Origin of the sequence: Shewanella sp. Isolate7, from assembly GCF_022398425.1 — a bacterium.
Classification (GTDB): Bacteria; Pseudomonadota; Gammaproteobacteria; order Enterobacterales; family Shewanellaceae; genus Shewanella.
Window position 1 is genome coordinate 1 of record NZ_JAKEVJ010000101.1, and the last position, 19,391, is coordinate 19,391.

The 19,391-nt window shown below is 53.4% G+C and carries 15 protein-coding genes and 3 pseudogenes; 12 read left to right on the forward strand and 6 right to left on the reverse strand.

The window, feature by feature from the left end; translation table 11 throughout:
• Positions 1–1,609 precede the first annotated feature (1,609 nt).
• Positions 1,610–2,353 carry a DUF481 domain-containing protein gene (locus L1D47_RS18585; protein ID WP_160793746.1) on the reverse strand — a complete coding sequence of 248 codons (744 nt, stop codon included), beginning with the start codon at positions 2,351–2,353 and terminating at the stop codon, positions 1,610–1,612.
• Between the two features lie 222 nt (positions 2,354–2,575).
• On the opposite strand from L1D47_RS18585, the gene rpsF reads away from it, so the two are divergent.
• From rpsF to rplI, 4 genes are read left to right on the forward strand one after another with little or no spacing between them, the layout of a single operon-like run.
• A complete protein-coding gene (rpsF, locus tag L1D47_RS18590; RefSeq protein WP_160793745.1) occupies positions 2,576–2,986 on the forward strand; it encodes a 30S ribosomal protein S6 in 411 nt (136 codons plus the stop codon).
• Positions 2,987–2,994: 8 nt separating this feature from the next.
• Entirely contained in the window at positions 2,995–3,300 is a 306-nt protein-coding gene (gene priB, locus L1D47_RS18595; RefSeq protein WP_144202728.1) for a primosomal replication protein N, read from the forward strand.
• Positions 3,301–3,312: 12 nt separating this feature from the next.
• The gene (gene rpsR / locus L1D47_RS18600) at positions 3,313–3,540 is read left to right on the forward strand and encodes a 30S ribosomal protein S18 (protein ID WP_011867078.1); all 228 of its coding nucleotides are present in this window, start codon (positions 3,313–3,315) and stop codon (positions 3,538–3,540) included.
• A gap of 27 nt (positions 3,541–3,567) precedes the next feature.
• Positions 3,568–4,020 (forward strand): 50S ribosomal protein L9, encoded by a 453-nt coding sequence (gene rplI, locus L1D47_RS18605; protein WP_160793744.1) that lies wholly within the window; start codon positions 3,568–3,570, stop codon positions 4,018–4,020.
• A 425-nt stretch (positions 4,021–4,445) separates the two neighbouring features.
• Here the strand turns inward: rplI and L1D47_RS18610 are convergent, their stop codons facing one another.
• Complete coding sequence (locus L1D47_RS18610) at positions 4,446–6,650, reverse strand: S46 family peptidase (protein ID WP_239886350.1); 2,205 nt, start codon at positions 6,648–6,650, stop codon at positions 4,446–4,448.
• Positions 6,651–6,766: 116 nt separating this feature from the next.
• On the opposite strand from L1D47_RS18610, the gene dnaB reads away from it, so the two are divergent.
• The 3 genes from dnaB (at position 6,767) to L1D47_RS18625 (ending at position 10,697) form a co-directional block, all read left to right on the forward strand.
• Complete coding sequence (gene dnaB, locus L1D47_RS18615; RefSeq protein WP_239886351.1) at positions 6,767–8,173, forward strand: replicative DNA helicase; 1,407 nt, start codon at positions 6,767–6,769, stop codon at positions 8,171–8,173.
• A gap of 154 nt (positions 8,174–8,327) precedes the next feature.
• Entirely contained in the window at positions 8,328–9,404 is a 1,077-nt protein-coding gene (alr, locus tag L1D47_RS18620) for an alanine racemase (protein ID WP_239886352.1), read from the forward strand.
• Between the two features lie 63 nt (positions 9,405–9,467).
• Positions 9,468–10,697, forward strand: a complete 1,230-nt coding sequence (locus L1D47_RS18625) for a hypothetical protein (protein ID WP_239886353.1) — start codon at positions 9,468–9,470, stop codon at positions 10,695–10,697.
• Positions 10,698–10,805: 108 nt separating this feature from the next.
• Here L1D47_RS18625 and L1D47_RS18630 read toward each other — a convergent pair whose 3' ends face one another.
• Complete coding sequence (locus L1D47_RS18630) at positions 10,806–11,270, reverse strand: chemotaxis protein CheX (protein ID WP_239886354.1); 465 nt, start codon at positions 11,268–11,270, stop codon at positions 10,806–10,808.
• 281 nt (positions 11,271–11,551) lie between these two features.
• Here L1D47_RS18630 and L1D47_RS18635 point away from each other — a divergent pair, with 281 nt between their 5' ends.
• From L1D47_RS18635 to ric, 5 genes and pseudogenes are all read left to right on the forward strand, one after another.
• Positions 11,552–12,583: an NAD(P)H-quinone oxidoreductase gene (locus tag L1D47_RS18635; protein ID WP_239886355.1), complete on the forward strand. Its 1,032-nt coding sequence runs from the start codon at positions 11,552–11,554 to the stop codon at positions 12,581–12,583.
• A gap of 302 nt (positions 12,584–12,885) precedes the next feature.
• Positions 12,886–13,320 carry a hypothetical protein gene (locus L1D47_RS18640; RefSeq protein ID WP_041509973.1) on the forward strand — a complete coding sequence of 145 codons (435 nt, stop codon included), beginning with the start codon at positions 12,886–12,888 and terminating at the stop codon, positions 13,318–13,320.
• A 493-nt stretch (positions 13,321–13,813) separates the two neighbouring features.
• Positions 13,814–14,681: pseudogene (locus tag L1D47_RS18645) on the forward strand (IS630 family transposase); the annotation flags it as partial.
• A 295-nt stretch (positions 14,682–14,976) separates the two neighbouring features.
• Positions 14,977–15,360, forward strand: coding sequence for a DUF3718 domain-containing protein (locus L1D47_RS18650; protein ID WP_239886356.1), 384 nt, complete (start codon positions 14,977–14,979; stop codon positions 15,358–15,360).
• A gap of 319 nt (positions 15,361–15,679) precedes the next feature.
• Positions 15,680–16,384 (forward strand): annotated as a pseudogene (ric, locus tag L1D47_RS18655) (iron-sulfur cluster repair di-iron protein).
• A gap of 26 nt (positions 16,385–16,410) precedes the next feature.
• Here the strand turns inward: ric and L1D47_RS18660 are convergent.
• From L1D47_RS18660 to L1D47_RS18670, 3 genes and pseudogenes are all read right to left on the reverse strand, one after another.
• On the reverse strand, positions 16,411–16,875 hold the full coding sequence (locus L1D47_RS18660; RefSeq protein WP_239886357.1) for an Sbal_3080 family lipoprotein: 465 nt from the start codon (positions 16,873–16,875) through the stop codon (positions 16,411–16,413).
• Between the two features lie 380 nt (positions 16,876–17,255).
• Positions 17,256–18,078: pseudogene (locus tag L1D47_RS18665) on the reverse strand (DUF72 domain-containing protein); the annotation flags it as partial.
• Between the two features lie 274 nt (positions 18,079–18,352).
• A complete protein-coding gene (locus tag L1D47_RS18670; RefSeq protein ID WP_239886358.1) occupies positions 18,353–19,375 on the reverse strand; it encodes a porin in 1,023 nt (340 codons plus the stop codon).
• Positions 19,376–19,391: the final 16 nt, after the last annotated feature.

Genomic DNA, 19,391 nt, shown 5'->3' on the forward strand with positions numbered 1-19,391 from the left:
CATCGAGCGACACGTAAAAATCAAGAATGCAGCGACCCCTTTTGACCCTCAATACCAAGAATATTTGGTGAAGAGAAAATCTAAAAGGCTAGCTCGTAACTCTTGGAAAGAGCCTGTCCCGACTGCGTTATAAGTTGCTGGGTATCAATGATGCCTTAGTGGAGGCTTGAGCCGTATGCAGTGAAAGTTGCACGTACGGTTCTTAGAGGGGCGGCACTTGGTAACAAGTGTCGTCTACTCGACAAAAATAACTTAGCTTTTGATTGTTAGGTCATGGCAATAACGTCAAATCGAAGAGATAAATAACCCGGTGTAGGTGCGGATGAGGCCTTCGATTTCAGTGCCGATAATGTTCCCGACATTTTTCGGCATTCCCTACATCCATGTAGGTCAGATTATTTCGTAGAGCGCACAGGGAAGTGCTTGCGGCGAGCCAAAAACGTGTTTGCACATAAAGCCTGCGGCAGGCAATAGACACACCATCAAGCCATGGTTGGCTTAAACTTTTCAAATATTAAATTTGGGTAGACGCTACTAGCTGAAAAGTAGTTGATGACCGACAAAGAACAGTAACGTTAAATCGAAGAGACGTTGGATACCCAGTGTAGATACGCCGGTGAGCTTCCGAAACAGGGCCGCTCTTTGACATCCATGTCACCGCGGCATTCGTGAGTCCATTCACATCAGATGTTTCGGCAGAGCCTAAAGGGATTTATTCAAATAACATCCGTGTTTAAATGCCAGTTCGGCATCCATGCCTCTCGTTCGTGAGCGCCAAGCTGCGCTTCACTCACCGTCTCACATGCGTATCTGCACATGAGCCCACCGCAGGTGATAGGTACTTCATGCTGCCATGGTTCAAAGTCCCCTCTCAAATAGCAAAGTTTGTTTGACCTTAAGAATTGAAAACCGACGAACACCAGTAACGTCTAATCGAAGAGATGGATAACTCGGTGTAGGTGCGGCTGAGGCCTTCGATTTCAGTGCCGAAAATGTTCCCGACATTTTTCGGCATTCCCTACATCCATGTAGGTCAGATTATTTCGTAGAGCCCACAGGGAAGTGCTTGCGGCGTGCCAAAAACGTGTTTGCACATAAAGCCTGCGGCAGGCAATAGACACACCATCAAGCTATGGTTGGCTTAAACCTTTCAAATATCAAATTTGGGTAGACGCTACTAGCTGAAAAGTAGTTGATGACCGACAAACCTCAGTAACGTTGAATCGAAGAGATTAATAACCCGGTTGTAGGTGCGGCTGAGGCCTTCGATTTCAGGGCCGAAAATGTTCCCGACATTTTTCGGCATTCCCTACATCCATGTAGGTCAGATTATTTCGTAGAGCCCACGGGGAAGTGCTCAAACAACATGCTGTCTAACGGCCAGTTCGGCATCCATGCCTCTCGTTCGTAAGCGTAAAGCTTTGCTTCATTCACCGTGCCAAAAACGTGTTTGCACGTAAAGCCTGCGGCAGGTAATTGATAAACCATGCTGCCATGGTTCAAAGCACCCTTTCAATGTTCAACTCGGCTTAAAGCTAAAACCATTGAAGCAGCGCTTCATCTATCAAATCTGCATTGAAACCTTGTGCTATTCAAGGTCAGCTATCCTTTATTTAAAGGTATAGAGAAGATTAAAAGTAGTGACGGTATCCGTCTGCTTCGACCCTTCTGGTACCACTTCCGTGTATTTGACGTTCATGCCTATCTTAAACGCCCAGTCCTGGAATAGGGTGTTCTTGTAACTCATATCCAGGGTGACAGTGCTGTTGGATTCGCCGGTCTCGGCGGTGAGATCTGCGTTGAAGCTGGTGTATTCGTGGATCTTCTGCTCGAACTTGGCGGCGGTACGCAAAATTATCTCGCGGTCGGCCTCTGGGTCGGGCACTGACTCGCTCACCTGGGGGAGGTTGTAACGATAACCCGGACCGACCTCGAGACTCAGCTTGGTGCTGTCGTCGCTGATGGCGTCGAAACCATAACCGGTCGACACGGTGGAGATGCGGGTATAACTACCGAATCTGTCTTCGGTGAAGTCACCGCGGGCGAAGATATAGCCTGAGTAGATCTTGTAGCTCGACTGCAGCTGGACGTCGTACTTCTCCGAGGTGGTCTTTTCCGAGTCGGAGGCGAAGTAGGCCTTGAAGACTCCTTCCTGACGAAAGTCATCTGTGTCGTAGACGAGTTTGGTACGGCCGTTGAAGCTGCTGGACTCAGTGTTACCCGTGTTGATCTGTAGCCCGGCCTCGATCTCGGCAGAGAAATCGCTGGGGGGCTCCTGATAGTCCGGCGGCACGAGTGCCCAGGCGCTGTGGCTGAGACCGAGTGTGATAAATAAACTTGTTGCTCTTAACATTATTTTTATTTTTTGCAGGCGTCTAGAACACAAAAATGACAGCGCACTATCATACCGTTTCACCCGGCGATGGGCAAAGTGAATAACGAAAGATATTGCTTGAGTTTTGGGGTGTGACCATGTACTATTCCGCGGCTTAATTCAGTCACTTTATTTAGTTCCTTGCCTCCATTTGGTCTGACTGAGCCAACAACGAGGCTAGATAACCGTAAGGAGCAAAAAATGCGTCATTATGAAATCGTATTTTTAGTTCACCCTGATCAGAGTGAACAAGTGCCAGGTATGATCGAACGTTACACGGGTATTCTTACCCAAGCTGGCGGTCAAGTTCACCGTTTAGAAGACTGGGGCCGTCGTCAACTGGCTTACCCAATCATCGAACTGCATAAGGCTCACTATGTTCTGATGAACGTAGAAGCGACTGCAGAAGCGGTTGAAGAGCTAGAAACAGCTTTCCGTTTCAACGACGCTGTTCTTCGTAGCATGGTTATGCGTACCAAGGGTGCCATCACCGAAGCTTCTCCAATGGCCAAAGCGAAAGACGAGCGTGAAGCACGTCGTTCTAGCGAAGAGCGCCCTGCTGCTGAAGCACCTGCAGCAACTGAAGAAGCCGCTGAAAAAGCAGCTGAGTAAGTTTATTTGTGGCCACCAATCACTTGGTGTTATCTGGAACCATAACCCGGTCCAGAAGCTTTAGTAGCCCGGCAGGCATCCCACATTGTGTGATCATGCTGGAACACAAATCGCAGGTTTATGAAGCAGAGATGCTGAGAAACGTATACTGCCAGATGCAAGTGATATTAAGTGGCGAACGCTTTAACAGCATCACAGACAAACTGAAAACCGGTGTGGATATTGAGGTCAAAGGTTTCATCGCCCTCCAGAGAGGACGCAATGGTCAAAACCGCTTGGTATTACACGCTGAAAATGTCGAATTGAAAACTTAGGAGACTGTCAAAATGGCACGTTATTTCCGTCGTCGCAAGTTCTGCCGTTTCACTGCAGAAGGCGTTACAGAGATCGATTACAAAGATATCGCTACTCTAAAGAACTACATCACTGAAAGTGGTAAGATTGTTCCTAGCCGTATCACAGGTACAAACGCTAAATACCAACGTCAACTGGCTCGCGCTATCAAGCGTGCTCGTTATCTTTCTCTACTGCCTTACACTGATCTACATCAGTAATAGCGCATCAATTTAGAGGAATTAATAATGAACGTTATTCTACTTGATAAAATCGCTAACCTGGGCAACCTGGGTGACCAAGTGTCAGTTAAAGCTGGTTATGCTCGTAACTTCCTTTTACCTCAAGGTAAAGCAGTAGTTGCTAACGCTGCTAACACTGAAGTATTCGAAGCACGTCGTGCTGAACTAGAAGCTAAGCTAGCTGCTGAACTAGCAACTGCTAACGAGCGCGCTGAGAAGATCAACGCTCTTGAAGCCGTTGTTATCGCTTCTAAAGCAGGTGACGAAGGCAAGCTGTTCGGTTCAATCGGTAACCGTGACATCGCTGATGCAGTAACTGCTGCTGGCGTTGAACTGGCTAAGAGCGAAGTTCGTCTGCCACTAGGTGCTATCCGCACTACTGGCGAATACGAAATCGACGTTCAGCTTCACGCTGAAGTTAAGGCTGCTGTTAAGCTTTCTGTTGTTGCAGAAGACTAAGACACAGTTTTAAACGATTTAAAGAACACCGCGCTAATCTGATTAGTGCGGTGTTTTTTTATGCCTTGAATATACGCAGAGGCTAGGTGTGCTCGACCCTATTCTGTTTGCTATGTTTTTCGCGTGCTAACTGTGTGGCCATCAAGGTGAGCCGATACCGGGGGTTGCCTACTATCAGGCTGAAGCGGTCGATCGTTGCATGTGAGATATGACTTGCGGCGACACTTAGGTGTGGTGCAGCTGGCGCTGCAGTGCCTGCATTTTCGTCGGTGGCCGCGAGATAAAATTCGCCTTACGGGCTGCTCATCCTATGCCTCACCTCATTGCAATTCTAATAACCTATGCCACTGACGAGTTAGCGACAAGTAAAAAAATACCCGGCATTGCCGGGTATTTGTCGATTGGGTAAACGCTCTGACGTAAGGCTAGTTTCTGACTAGGTCCAACTCGCTAATCAGGTTGTCGGCGTGGTCTACCTCATCCATCATCCACAGAATGTAGCGGAAATCCACGTGCACGGCGCGGGTGATGGTTGGGTTGAAGAACCAGTCCTTGGTGATGGCTTCATAGGTAGAGTCGAAGTTCAGACCCACCAGTTCGCCCTTGCCGTTAAACACGGGCGAGCCAGAGTTGCCGCCAGTGGTATCGACGCTGGAGAGGAAGTTCACTGGCACAGAGCCGAAGCTTTCCGGCTTGTCCAGGCAAGAGAAGAGACGGCACAGCCAAGAGGCTGGGTCCTGATAGACAGACTCGACCTTGTGGCTGCCGTAGCGCTTGGCCTTGATGGCATCCAGTACCTTCTTAGGTGCATCGAATGGCTCGACGCCCGTGTGCTTGGCCACTATCCCTTCCAGGCGGGTGAAGGGCTGCTTGTAGAGGGCGTCCTTCGACTGGTAACCATCCACCATGCCGTAGGTGATGCGCAGGGTGCCGTTGGCATCCGGGTATACGGGCCAGTTGTTGGCCTTGTAGTAGGCGATAACGGCTTCCATGTAACCAGGGCGGGCCTTAGACAGCTTACCTGCCAGGGTCTTCTTGGCTTTCTCCTGGGCCAGGTTGGTGTCGTACAGGGCCACGGCGATGCGGATGAATGGATCGGCGCTGGTTTCAAACGCCTTCACATCGGCGTCCATCCAGGCCAGACGTTCGGCCTGATTGGTGAGGCCGGTCAGCGAGTAGAGGCCGTCCAGCTTGTCGCTCAGGCTTACCTCAGGATCGTCTGATTTGAGCATGGCATCGAGCTCAGGTACGCGGTTGTCCTGGGCCAGGTAGGCGTTTAGATCTTGCATCCACAAGGTCTTGTCGACGCTGATGGCGAAGCTCGAATCGATACGCTTGAGGCGCGCCTTAAACATCTTCATGTCGCGCTCTTGATAGCCTTCCTCACGCTCGGCGTCCGGCTTGGTCTTCTCCTTGGCCAGACGATAGAGGCGATTGGCGGTGGCCAGCAGATCGCTGGACTGAGCGTTTTCGAAGAAGTAGCGGGTCTGCAGCGCCTGGCGCTGCTCAACCAGCAGGGTCTCAAGCTGGTCAAACTTGGCCTGATAGCTCTGGTACTGGCTGTCTGTGGTTAGCCACTGACGGAAATCGTCTTCGCGGGCCTGCTTGATACCGGCGATGTCGGTGGCCTTAAAGCCATCGAGCAGGCCGTTGTACTTCTTCATGCGGTTGGCCATCGAGGCCAGGGTACCGGCGTACTTGATCTTAACCCCGGCGTCCTGTGCGCCCATGGCTTCTATGGTGTCGATACGCAGCTGGTAGCGCTTGGCCAGGGTAGGGTAGAGCCAGTCGCTGGCAAATTTTAGCTCGCTGGTGAGGCGGTAGCGGCTGGTCGAGCCTGGGTAACCGGCTACGAATACGCCGTCGCCCGCCTTGACGCCATCGGCGTTGATCTTCAGGTAGCTCTTAGGCTTGAAGGGGACGTTGTCTGGCGAGTAGGCGGCCGGCTTACCATCTTTGCCTACGTAGGCACGCAGGAAGGTGAAGTCGCCCGAGTGGCGTGGGTATTCATAGTTGTCTATGTCACCGCCGAAGGAGCCGACGCTCTTAGGTGGCGCGTATACCAGGCGCACGTCGCGAATGATCAGCTGCTTGATCAGGTAGTATTCCAGGCCGTTGTGGAAGCTGCGCACCGAGCAGCGGTAGTTGTCGTCGGCCTCACATTCTTTTATCAGGGCCTTGCGGTTAGCCTGGATCTCTTCGTAGCGTTTCAGCGGGTCGTCGCTGAGATCTTTGGTGACCTGGTCGCTGACATTGGTGACGGCTTCGGTGATATAGAGACGTTCGTTAGGGCCGGCAGAAGGTTCGTCCGCTTGTTTGCGCGCCAGGAAGCCATCGGCGATGTAGTTGTGCTCTTTCTTGCTGTTGTATTGAATCGCGCGGTAGGCGCAGTGGTGATTCGTCACAACTAACCCTTGGGGGGACACGAAACTGGCGGTACAATACCCCAGTCCGACAACTGCATTCATCGGATATTGGGTCAGATCGGCGAGTTGTTTTGCTGGAATTTGGATACCGCGTTCGCTCAGCTTGTCGGCGATCGATGGCATTTGATACGGTTGCCATTGCCCTTCATCGGCAATGACTACGCCAGATGACAGCATTAAGGCTGCAACCAATGCTTTGCGCATGTTTATTCCTTAATTATTATGTATAAGTTTGTAGGACGAACAGGTCAGAGGCCTGTTTCTGCTTGACCCGGGTTTTATATCATATTTTGCCTAATCGTTGGAAATTTGGAGAGTTAATGTCACAGCAAGGTGGATTTCAGGCTAAGAAAAAGCCTAGAGATATACAGATCGACGCATTGAAGATGCCGCCCCACTCGATTGAGGCCGAGCAGTCAGTGCTCGGTGGCTTGATGTTGGATTCAGATGCCTGGGATAAGGTGGCCGAGGCCGTGGTGAAGGATGACTTCTATTCCCGCTCTCACAAGATGATCTTTACCGCCATGGAGTCCCTGGTGGCCGCGGGTCAGCCTATCGATCTGATCACCGTCTCCGAACAGCTGGAGCTTGAAGATCACTTAGAAGATGCCGGTGGCTTTGCCTATCTGGGCGAGATCGCCAAGAACACCCCGAGCGCGGGCAATATTCTCTCCTACGCCGCTATCGTGCGTGAGCGCGCCGTGGTGCGCGAGATGATCAAGGTCGCTAACGAGATCGCCGACGCCGGTTTTAATCCCGAGGGGCGCAATTCCGGTGAGCTGCTGGATCTGGCCGAGAGCAAGGTATTTAAGATTGCCGAGCAGCGTGCCAACGCCAACGAGGGCCCAGAGGGGATCAAGACCATCCTCGAGAAAACGGTGGATAAGATCGAGGAGCTGTACAACAACCCGCATAACGGTGTGACCGGGGTGTCTAGTGGCTTCAACGATCTCGACCGTATGACGGCGGGCTTCCAGTCGGGCGATCTTATCATCGTGGCGGCGCGTCCCTCTATGGGTAAGACCACCTTCGCCATGAACCTGTGCGAACAGGCGGCGCTGCATGAAGACAAGCCGGTGCTTATTTTCAGTCTCGAGATGCCCTCGGAGCAGATCATGATGCGTATGCTGGCCTCACTGGGCCGGGTGGATCAGACCAAGATACGTACGGGTCAGCTCGACGATGACGATTGGGCGCGCGTCTCCTCGACCATGGGGATCATGCTCGAACAGGGCAAGATGTATATCGACGATGGCTCGGGCCTGACACCGACCGAGGTGCGCAGCCGCGCCAGACGTATCGCCCGCGAATACGGTGGTCTGTCGATGATCATGATCGATTACCTTCAGCTGATGCAGGTGCCCGCACTGTCCGACAACCGTACGCTGGAGATCGCCGAGATCTCCCGCTCGCTCAAGGCGTTGGCGAAAGAACTGGAGATCCCGGTTATCGCCCTGTCGCAGCTTAACCGCTCCTTGGAGCAACGCGCCGACAAGCGCCCGGTGAACTCGGACTTGCGTGAATCTGGCTCTATTGAGCAGGATGCGGATCTGATCATGTTTATTTATCGTGATGAGGTGTATAACGACGACTCTGAAGATAAGGGGACCGCGGAGATCATCATAGGTAAGCAGCGTAACGGCCCCATCGGACGTGTGCGTCTAACCTTCCAGGGCCAGTTCTCTCGATTCGATAATTATGCCGGTCCGCAGTTCGAAGAAGATTAAGCCGGCTAATACCACTCACAATAGGTGAGCAGTTTTTTATTACGATTGGTATAAGCTCGTAGGGTGAGATTAAACTTGGTTTAATTAGCCCTATGGCTCGTTATTTTGCGTTACCCTCATCGAGTCTCGACGCCATTAACATTAAGGTTATTGTTTGAAACCCTTTCCCCGAGCAGAGATCAGCGGCGATGCGCTGAAGTCGAATTTACAGCGATTACGCCAGCTGGCGCCCCAGAGTAAAGTGATGGCCGTGGTCAAGGCCAACGGCTATGGCCATGGCCTGCTGAATGTGGCCCATTGCCTGGCCACCGCCGACGGCTTCGGCCTGGCGCGTCTGGAAGAGGCGCTGGAACTGAGAGCCGGTGGCGTCTCTTCCAAGCTGCTATTGCTCGAAGGCTTCTTCCGTCAAAGCGATCTGCCCACCCTGGTGGCGCACGACATCGATACCGTGGTGCACCATGAGTCGCAGATTGAGATGCTCGAGACGGCCAGCCTTGCCAAGCCGGTGACGGTGTGGATGAAGGTAGACACAGGCATGCACCGTCTGGGGTTCACCTTAGATCAGTTTGAGGCCATCTATCAGCGTCTGCAGGCTTGCCCACAGGTGGCTAAACCAATTCATCTGATGACCCATTTTGCCTGCGCCGACGAGCCGGAGAATCCCGCTACCGCAGAGCAGGCGAGGCGCTTCGAGCAGATGACTGCCAAGCTACCGGGCGATCGCACCCTGGCTAATTCGGCCGCCACCCTCTACTGGCCCGCGACCCAGGCCGACTGGATCCGTCCGGGGATCGCCCTGTACGGCGTGTCGCCAGTCGTTGGCGATCTTGGCCGCAATCATGGCCTGGAGCCCGCCATGGAGCTGGTTTCCCAGCTGATCGCCGTGCGCGACCATAAAGCGGGCGATCCCGTGGGTTACGGCAGCTATTGGCAGGCCAAGCAAGACACTCGGCTGGGGGTGGTGGCTATCGGCTACGGTGACGGCTATCCCCGCAATGCGCCAGAGGGCACGCCGGTCTGGGTCAATGGCCGCCTGGTGCCAGTGGTGGGCCGAGTCTCCATGGACATGCTGACCGTGGATCTGGGCATAGATGCCACAGACAAGGTGGGTGATACCGCCGTGCTCTGGGGCAAGGCGCTGCCGGTCGAAGAGGTGGCCGAGCATATAGGAACCATCGCCTACGAGCTGGTGACTAAGTTGACTCCGCGCGTCGCCGTCTGTCTCGAGTAATCGATGCCAGATCTGTTCCTCCCTAAAGCATCGCTCACGCGGCTAGCTTCTCAGGCTAGCCGTATGTTTTTTGCCGCAACGCTCGCCCTACCGGCTGGTCAGGCGCTGGCCAGTGACGATCTGGCGCCTCAGGTACAGATCAATAGCGGTGATGGAGCGCGCGCCGAGTTTGTCGCCGTGCCCTTTATCTTCGCCACCGAGACCCTGAGCACCTCTATGGGCGCCGCCGGTGTGGTGAAACACGCCGGGCAGCGTCAGGCTTCCTTATTTGCCCTGGGACTAGGCTCGGCCAACGATTCCTGGGTGAGCTATCTTGGCGCCTATGACTATCAGATCCCTGGCGTCGATAGCTGGCTGTTTTCCGGCGAGTATTACCGCGCCAGCTATACCGAGGGGATCTTCTATGTGCCCGGGCAGGCGCCTGCGAGTATGGCAGGCCAGCCTGCGCGGGTGGTGACCCAGGGGGATGAGTCCTTTTCCAGGCTGCATCTTAAATACGTGCTGCCCTGGGGGCGGGGCGCCAAGGGGGCGGTCGCCAGTCTTAAGGGGGCGCCATCGGCGAGCCTTGGATGGAACCCAATCACCTCGGGGGTGAGCAGTATCGAGCTGACCCCCTTCTATACCCAGCAAACCCTCATGGGATTCGAGTCGCTGCCACAATCGGCGCGCGGGCTCGAGCTGGAGCTGGCCTGGGACAATCGCGATAACCGCGAGAACAGCCAGCAGGGCGGGCGTACCAGCCTGACCCTTACCCGAGACTGGGGTAGCAGTCAGCGTCAGAGCTGGACCACCTGGGAGTTTGAGCAGAGCCTCTATCTGTCCCAGGGGCAGAGCGATTGGTTCGACAGTCGGGTGCTGGCATTCGATGTTTATCTGGCCGATACCCCCACCTGGAATAGCTATGATGAGGCCAGTCAAGCCTACCAGCGCCCGCCGAGCTTTGCCGGGGTGAGCCTGGGGGGCTTCAAGCGTCTTCGCGGCTACAGCGGCAATCAATTTACCGGCCGCAGTGCGTTGTTGTACGCTGCCGAATATCGTTTGACCCCCAAGTGGAATCCATTGCAGACACTACCCGTATTTCGCTGGTTTGACATTCCCTGGTGGCAGTGGACGGCATTTGCCGAGGCGGGCAAGGTCAGCGACGAGTTCAGTCTAGATAGCCTTCACAGCCAGATGAAGACCACTGTGGGCGCCGGCATTCGCTTTGAGGTCGAAGGAGTGGTGGTGCGCACGGACTTTGCCGTGGGCGAGGAGGAAGGCCAGTTCTGGATCATGGTGAACCAGCCTTTCTAATCGTCTTGGGTGTCTATTTGCTTAGATGCCTATTTGCTTAGGTGCCAGGCTTGTTGCTCCAGAGCTGTTGGCGCTGAACTGTCGGTGCTGAGTTGTGGGCACAGATGCTTAGGCTTCGAAACAGATCTCGATATAGGCGGTGCCGTAGATGCTGCTGAAGGGCATGATGATCTTCTGCCCGTCGGACTTGTGGGCTATGGTGTGGTTCTTACCCGACACCACGATAGGGGTGGCCATGTCGAATTCGTAGCCCTTGTCACTGAGGAGATTCTTGGCGCCACCGGTCACCATGTTGGTGAGTTCGCCCACCAAGTCTGTCACCTCTTCATCTATACTCTCGGGCTTCTCGCCCAGCATCTTGTTCATGATCTCTAAGATCAGCGACTCTTCGAAGGTGATCGATAAAGATCCCTTGGTCTGGGGACCGACCATGCCGATGAGACCCGACACATCGCCCTTGGCCAGATTATCTTTTTTCAGGTTGGGTTTGCCGGGTTTAAGCTCCATGTTGGCCATGGTCTTGAGCACATTGAGCAGGGAGTCGAGAAAAGGATTGATAAAGTCAACATTCATCGCAGGTGCAGCCCCTTCTGGTAATAACAGATCGCAGCAAATAGGTCTTTAAGCTTAGGTGATAATTGAGCTTAAAGCCTGCTTGCTCGGAAACACCATAACATAAAGCCTAAGGGGGGCGACAAATCTTTTACGGCTAACTCCCTAATGGTAAAGATATTTGTGAGCTGTTGTTTGTTTTATCCATCCGCTGAGCGCAAGGATTGTGGCTAAGGCTTGCCCCGCTAACCATTTTCGCGCTAGCCTCGGCATCAACAACCCCCTCTAGGCCAGGAGCCAATATGTCTTCGCTTCCCACAAGCTATATCCATGTGCAATTTAACGCCCCGGGCGGGCCAGAGGTGCTCACACTTGGCCAGAGCCCCTTGCCCGCCATCGCGCCGGATCAGCTGCTGATCAAGGTGGCGTATGCCGGGGTGAATGGCCCGGATGTCGCCCAGCGCTGTGGTCTCTATCCTCCGCCGGCCGGCGCCAGCGAGATCCTGGGGCTGGAGGTGTCAGGCACTGTGGTCGCTTTGGGTGAGCAGGTGACAGGCTGGCAGCTGGGAGACAAGGTCTGTGCCCTGGTGCCCGGTGGCGGTTATGGCGAATATGTGGCGACTTGGGGCGTACACTGTCTGCCTATTCCACAAGGGCTCAGCATGGCTCAGGCGGCGGCCCTGCCCGAGACCTTCTTCACCGTTTGGGGCCATATGTTTATGCGCGGTGGCCTCAAGGCGGGGGAGACGGTATTGATCCATGGTGGCTCGGGGGGAATAGGCTCGGCGGCGGTCACCTTAGCGAAACAATTCGCTGTTAAGGTGCTGGTCACCTGCGGCAACCAGGAGAAGATAGATTACTGTCTCGGTTTAGGGGCCGATCACGGCTTTAACTATCATGACGAGGATCTATTGGCTCAGATAAAGGCGGTGGCGCCTCAAGGGGTGGACCTGGTGCTGGATATGGCCTCAGGCGATCTTATCGATCTCAACCTCAAGGCGCTGGCGCTAGAGGGGCGACTGGTGACCATAGCGCTGCAGCGAGGCAGGCGCGCCGAGGTGGATGTGGCGCTGCTGATGGCTAAGCGTATCTGGTGGACGGGGGCGACCCTGAGGCCGCAATCGGTTGAAGCCAAGCAGGCGATTGCCGAAGGCCTGCTTGAACAGGTGTGGCCAAGATTTGCGAGCCCTGAGGGCAGTCAGTTGCTGCCCCATCTGTTTGCCGAGTTTGCCCTGGGTGATGCGGCCAAGGCCCACGCCTTGATGGAGTCGGGTCAGCACAGGGGAAAGCTGGTGCTCAAGGTGGCCGGTAACTCGCCTAAAGCAGAGGGCTAAGTATGGCGCCAGCTACTGCTCTAAAGGGGTAGAGGGCTTTTTTAACTTTGGTATAAAGTCGGTTAGAAAAAACTTGAATAACTGATTTGATCGGCTAAATTCGTTACTAGTAACTACCGAGTGAGCATTTTGATAGCAATTGAATAAAATAGATCTATTTGGCTATTGATTTCTGGCGGTATTTATTAAAAATGTGTGGGCTATTGTCCAGAGGCGTTTCTGACGATGGCAGCGACTAAGCTAACTGTTGTCAGCTTTATAATTTTATATTGGTATGTGTTGATTTAAGGGTATTAGCATATATGTATGACACGTCTAAAGAACCTGTTTGGTATGGTGAACTTCGTACGGCTCGAGGCAATACTATCCTCATTCACGACAAAGATTTTCCCGAAGCCAGTGCGGGACGAGTTTATCTCTATAACACGGTAAGAGATGCCGTGATTGAATATGCGGAGGACATCGTTAAGGTGAACTTGCATGACCTTACGGAAGAGGAACTTAAGGCCGCCAAAGCCGAATATGACGCGAACTGGTTAGCTACCCGATCCGCCTTCATGCAGCAGCACGCAGGCTGGGTTGAAGCGATTCATGCTAAACCTGCCCCAGCCCCTAAGAAGGTGAAGGTGGAAGCCGAAGAAGTTGCCAGCGACGATGATGACGACGATGTCGAGCTCGAAGTCGATAGCCTGGACGACGGTTATGATGATTGGTCTGACGATGACGACCGCAACTAGGGAAGGTGCGAATAAGTCCCGTGCTTGCTCTGCGTGTGCTTAAAGTGGATAGATGCTAGGCACAGTTTGCAGCGAATGGCCCTAGTCCTTCGCAAGAACTGTAACGCAGCAAATACCGCTGTAAGCCTCGCCCTGCGGGGCTTTGATAGCAACACCATTTCGGCGTTATTCAACTTCAGCAGGCCTCGGCATGCCCTCAGTTGAATGCCTTGAACTGTCGCTGCTATCAAAGCCAGAGCTGTGNTGCTTGCTCTGCGTGTGCTTAAAGTGGATAGATGCTAGGCACAGTTTGCAGCGAATGGCCCTAGTCCTTCGCAAGAACTGTAACGCAGCAAATACCGCTGTAAGCCTCGCCCTGCGGGGCTTTGATAGCAACACCATTTCGGCGTTATTCAACTTCAGCAGGCCTCGGCATGCCCTCAGTTGAATGCCTTGAACTGTCGCTGCTATCAAAGCCAGAGCTGTGCGACGACTTGTTCGCACCTTCCCTAAGTATCTTGCCAATGGCCTCAAAGGTTTGGATGCTAAGAAAAATAAGGGACGTGATAGCTACTTAACCTCAAGTCAAAAACAGCAACTCAGTGCTTACATAGAGGAACAATGCTCAAGTGAGTCAGGCGGAAGGCTGACAGGTGATGCGATCCTAAAATAGGTCAAATATCACTTTAATGTTGATCACCATCCAAACGCGATTTACAAATTACTGGAACAATTAGGTTTTAGTTGGATAACGAGTCGTTCAAAACACCCTAAGCAATCAATAGAAGTCCAAGAGACTTTTAAAAAAGTTCCAACTGGAAACGATCCTTAACATCCCTGGCAGTGTGGCACTTGATCGAGTCGATATCTGGTTTCAAGACGAGGCTCGCTTTGGACAGCAGAACACGACTACACGTTTATGGGCAAGAAAAGGCACTCGTCCCCGCGCTATACGCCAGCAACAGTTCGAATATGCGCATTTCTTTGGCGCAGTATGTCCGCAAACAGGAGATAGTGAAGCGATGATCGTGCCATACCTAAGCAAAGGCATCATGCGTCAGCATTTGTCACAGATCGCACAAAGGACAAAACCAGGTAGGCATGCGGTTGTGGTCATGGATGGTGCCGGTTGGCATACAGCAGATCTCGCAGATGAATTCAGCAACCTTAGCATCGTTAAATTACCGCTATACTCCCCCGAACTCAACCCGATAGAACAAGTGTGGAGTTGGTGACGGCAGCACCATTTAGCTAATCGAAGTTTTCAAGGTTACGATGATATCGTTGCTGCCTGCTCTGATGCTTGGAACAACTTCATTAGCGATACGAAAAGAGTAATGTCTTTATGTCGTAGAAAGTGGGCAATAATGACTAAGTATTAAGATGGAATGGTATTACGAGTCTGTGCGCCTACTAGACGGTCGATATCGCCGTTGGTGTTACCGAATAGGTCGATGCCACCCTCAGATTACTTGAATACAGTGTCATTACTGATACAAGTCTTCAACACCTGCTTACAGCATTGTGCTTTAAAGCGCGCCAGAATGTGCCTGAAGGAAAGGAGACGGCCCGCGAGCGCATGCAACAGTATCTGAAGATCAGCTGCTGACGCTGAGCGGGCCAACCGGCCCAACGTGGCCTTTATCAGTGAAGTTGGTTAATACAAGAAAATCATCTATGGACGCACGTATCCTGCTCGCCCCCGTACTGCTGCTGGGCCTTGGCACCGCCTGTGCCACCGAATACCGCTTTGTCGGGACTGACACCAAGCCCGAAACCCAAATGTGTATTGCCGCTGGCAGCAATAAAGCCGGCAAGCTTCGACTGCCAATGAATGAACAGCATGGCAGCACCCGCTACCACGCCAACAGCGTGCAGTGTAACGGCAAGAGCCTGGTCCAGTTCGCCTATCAGTACGGCGCCGACAAGGCATATACTTTCCTGGCTGGCCACTCTTACGATCGCAACAAGGCCATTGAAAGTGTGACTATTAAAGATCTGTCGGCGGCAAATGCCCAGGGCGACGATGAAGTGGTGTACGTGCAGGTGTCGTCCCGTTGATGGCGGCAACGCCAACGGGCAAAACCAACACTTGTGCAATCCGCCTGCCCTGGCAGGATCCAGCGCCTGCCAGGGCAGGGTTTCAAGCGGCGTAAACAACCTCCTGTTTGCGCCGCTTTTTTTGTGTAAGTTGCTTTTAGTTTACCAACCTGCTTTGACTCACCTCTGAAGTGAAGCCAGCCTATGCCAGTAACCGCTACTCCTTTTGGCATAATTGTCGCCCGATAATGTGATTACCCGAGCAAAACACTCAGGTTTTCGTTGCTGCTCCTGGCATAGCTCAATAACATGCATATAAATTACAGCAAAGGGTTCTAGCATGAATACAGAGGCCCTGCTTCAAACCCGCGTTGGCGAACTGGTGGCTCAGGACTACCGTTTTGCCCATGTGTTTTCCCGATTTGGTATCGATTTTTGCTGTGGTGGTGGCCGCACCCTGTGGGAAGCCTGCGAGCGGGCAAAGGCCGATACCACAGCAGTGGTGGATGCCATGAAACACAGCGCTGCCGAGGGCGAACCCGATGCCTTGCTGGCTGAGCTATCCCTGCCGCAACTGATTGATTAAAATGAAGATACACCCCATAGTTATGTACGCGCCACTGCGCCCTTACTGCTGGAGTACGCCGCTAAAATGGTGCGCGCCCACGGCGACAGCCACGCCGAAATCAAACCGCTGGCAGGCTGGATCCAGGCTTTGGTAGAAGACTTGCTGCTGCACCTGATGAAGGAAGAACAAATCCTGTTTCCTGCCATTCGCGCCATGGCTGGCGGCGAACAGGTGAGTGGCTGCTTTGGCCATATCGGCAATCCCATCCGCGCCATGGAATACGAGCACGACGAAGCCGGCACCATTTTGAAAAGATTGCGGGAACTGACCCAGGACTATCAGCCACCGGCCCACGCCTGCACCACCTGGCGCATTTATTACCAGACCCTGGCCGAGTTTGAAGCCGACTTACATCGTCATATTCATCTGGAAAACAATTTACTGTTTCCAAAAACAATGAAGCTCACCCCTGGGTAAGCTTCATTCTGTAATAGCGCTCTGACTCAGGGCGCAACTTGCCATGGCGCAGCCCAGGTTCTGGCGGCTTGTTTCTGGGCAATCAGTTGCTCGACCAGCTCGCGGATTTTCGGTTCGGCATCGATAAACTTGTTCATATTGGCGCCGCCCATGCGGGCATCGTAAATCGCCTGACCATCGAGCTTGCCCTGGTGGTAAACCTTGATTTCGGCATAGACCATATACAGGGCCAAATCCCAGGCCCAGTTGGCGGTGTAAGTGGCGGTCCACTCACAGTTATTGTTGGCATCCAGCTGTTTTACTACCTGATAGTTGATTTGCTTTTCGCGCAGTACCTTCTCGACTTCCTGCAAAAAACCTTCACGCACATCAGGGTTTTCCAGCACGCACACAGTCGCCTGCTGATTGATGTTGGCCGGATCCACATGTTGTTTGATTGAGCAGCCGCCAAGCAAGCTGGCGAATAGCGCCAACACAATGATTTTCTTCATTATTCTTATCCTTGATAATTGTTATGTTTTGGCGCGTTCAACGCGCCAGCGTCACTCTATCAGCACAAAGTTTGAATGCAACATCTTTGTAACCAAAACCGGCGAGACACCACACTTAAGCAGGATCCCCTGTCAGCACTCTGCATGAGCACCAAGCGCTGACAGAAAAGAGCCCAAGATGAAAAATATAAGGTGCGAAACCTGAGATGAGCGCGCTTAACAACGGCTTTTAACAGGCTAAGACGCCTTGGTGGAAAAGGCATTTACAGCAGGCTGATTTGCCCATCCTGCTGACGGGCATTGACCACCGCCGGGTTCCACACTGCGGCCTCTATGCCTTGTGCTGCTAACGACTCTGACAGGCTGGCAATCAGCACAGCCGCAAGCTCAGGTGCGTCACTGTTATCGGGCGTATGGATAAAAAGATAGGGTGAGCGTCCTTCGGCAAGCCACTGCCCGAGCTTGGTCAGCCAGGGCGTAAAGAAGCTTTGATTGTCGCAGCCCGGTTGCAACCCAAGGCTTAAAGGCTCAACGCCCCAGGCCTGCAGTGCATGGGGCTGGGCAATAAAGCGCACCACTGGGTTGGCCGCCGTAGCGATGGGATACACCGGCACCCGCGGTTTTTTCTGATGCGCATCTATTATCCCCATCATTGATGGGCGGCAGCGCAAACACAGGCCGGGTATCCATGATGATACGATTGATCCCTTTCTCCATCAGCAAACGGTTGAACTCGCGCTCGGCCTCACCCTTGGCAAAAAATGCCCGGTGACGCACCTCCACTCCAAGGCCAATCCCCTCTGGCAAGATTGACAAAAATGCCTCGAGCACCGGCAAAGATTCGGGTCCGAAACGGGCTGGCAGCTGGATTTTCCAGATAGCGGTTTTGGCCAGCAATGGCGTCATCAGCCTGAAAAAGGCTGTCACTTCTTGTTGGCTGTTATGGAGCGCCAATTCGTGGGTGATGTGCGAGGGCAGCTTGAAGGTGAAGCGAAAGTCATCCGGCGTGGCGATATTCCAGGCCGCGACTGTTTGCGCCGATGGCAGGGCGTAGAAGGTGGTGTTGCCTTCAACCGTATCGAAGGCCTCGGCATAGGCCGCCAGACGCGCCTCGGCGCCCGAGCCGGGCAGCAAAGACTTCCAGCCCTTGTGCGACCACATGGCCATACCAACACGAAGGCGGGGTAACTGAGCTTGCAACATAAAAAGGCACCAAAACAAACGGAGTGCCACCTTAACCAAAGCGGCGCGGCTTGTCACGGTCAGGGGGAGTAATCAACCAGTGCTGTGGTTTGGCAGCAAAAAGTGGCCGTCGGTGAAGAGGCGCCCGACGACCATTGCTCAGGGCATGGCTTACAGAGGTATCTGCGACGTTACAGTTCTTGCGAAGGACTAGGGCCATTCACTGCGAACTGTGCCTTGCATCTATCCACTGTAAGCTCATGCAGAGCAAGCACGGGAATTGTTCGCACCTTCCTTAGAAGTTGTAGCGAATCCCCAGGGTGATAAGGTTGTCATCAAGAGAGACATTCACGCCGCCAAGCAGCAGGTCGCCATCGAAGCGGGTGTAATGACCATAGAGCCGGGTGCTCATGGCGAGCTTGTAGTTGGCACCGAGGCTGAGCTGACTCAAATCCACCTCGCTGACATCGCTGAGCTTGCCGTCGGTTTGTGATTTGATAAAGCGCGACACATATTTGCCAAGACCGGCATCGTCCTGGCCATACTCCAGCTTGAGCCGGGTCTTACCCAGATCCCAGGCGAGATTCACAAACCAGCTGTTGCCATCAAGGGCGGCAAACGCCGGATCCTGATGCTCGCTCTGCTGGAAAATACCGCCCAGCGTCCATTCGCCGAGCTTCACCTGAGTTACGGCGCGGCTGGCATCGATATTGGAGATACCACTGTTGTAGGCAAGCGCCAGATACCAGGGCTGCTTTTTCAGTGAAGCGTCACCGGCAGTGGCCGTAACCGCATAAGCTGCCTCATCGGCACCATAGTTGTCGCTCAGAAGATAAGTGCCGTTAAGCTGCACCAGTCCGCCAAGCTTGGGGGACTGATAGGTGAGGCTGTCGCCAAGGCGATCCTGCCCCGGCAACAGCCGGTTGATATCCGAGTTGGTGGTGCCGAAAAGATCTACCTTGCCTTCGGAGGTTTTGAATACGGTGTTGTTGCGGCCAAAGGTCAGGGCACCGAAGTCGGTTTTCACCCCCAAGTAGCTGTTACGGGCTTTGAAGGTTTTGCCCGAGTTATCAAAGTTATTAACCCCAAACTCCAGCTTGTAAAACAGCTCCAGCCCATCGCCAATGGCTTCGCTGCCTTTTACGCCGATACGGGAAGAGTTGTTTTCCAGTACGGTACCGGCCTTGCCATTTTGGGCGGCCACGCCAAGGTCCGAGTCGGTCAGCGACAGGTCGATACGGCCATAAAAGTTTGCATCTGCGGCCAGGGCATTGCTGCCGGGAACAAGCAGTGCCAGTGCAATAAGTGTTTTGTTCATAATGAAATTCCTTACG

Coding starts and splice junctions, on each gene's coding strand:
- rplI (WP_160793744.1), top strand. CDS start 3,568: ATGAACGTTATTCTACTTGATAAAATCGCTAACCTGGGCAACCTGGGT.
- rpsF (WP_160793745.1), top strand. CDS start 2,576: ATGCGTCATTATGAAATCGTATTTTTAGTTCACCCTGATCAGAGTGAA.
- dnaB (WP_239886351.1), top strand. CDS start 6,767: ATGTCACAGCAAGGTGGATTTCAGGCTAAGAAAAAGCCTAGAGATATA.
- L1D47_RS18640 (WP_041509973.1), top strand. CDS start 12,886: ATGTATGACACGTCTAAAGAACCTGTTTGGTATGGTGAACTTCGTACG.
- L1D47_RS18635 (WP_239886355.1), top strand. CDS start 11,552: ATGTCTTCGCTTCCCACAAGCTATATCCATGTGCAATTTAACGCCCCG.
- rpsR (WP_011867078.1), top strand. CDS start 3,313: ATGGCACGTTATTTCCGTCGTCGCAAGTTCTGCCGTTTCACTGCAGAA.
- L1D47_RS18625 (WP_239886353.1), top strand. CDS start 9,468: ATGTTTTTTGCCGCAACGCTCGCCCTACCGGCTGGTCAGGCGCTGGCC.
- L1D47_RS18610 (WP_239886350.1), bottom strand. CDS start 6,650: ATGCGCAAAGCATTGGTTGCAGCCTTAATGCTGTCATCTGGCGTAGTC.
- L1D47_RS18660 (WP_239886357.1), bottom strand. CDS start 16,875: ATGAAGAAAATCATTGTGTTGGCGCTATTCGCCAGCTTGCTTGGCGGC.
- L1D47_RS18670 (WP_239886358.1), bottom strand. CDS start 19,375: ATGAACAAAACACTTATTGCACTGGCACTGCTTGTTCCCGGCAGCAAT.
- L1D47_RS18630 (WP_239886354.1), bottom strand. CDS start 11,270: ATGAATGTTGACTTTATCAATCCTTTTCTCGACTCCCTGCTCAATGTG.
- L1D47_RS18650 (WP_239886356.1), top strand. CDS start 14,977: ATGGACGCACGTATCCTGCTCGCCCCCGTACTGCTGCTGGGCCTTGGC.
- L1D47_RS18585 (WP_160793746.1), bottom strand. CDS start 2,353: ATGTTAAGAGCAACAAGTTTATTTATCACACTCGGTCTCAGCCACAGC.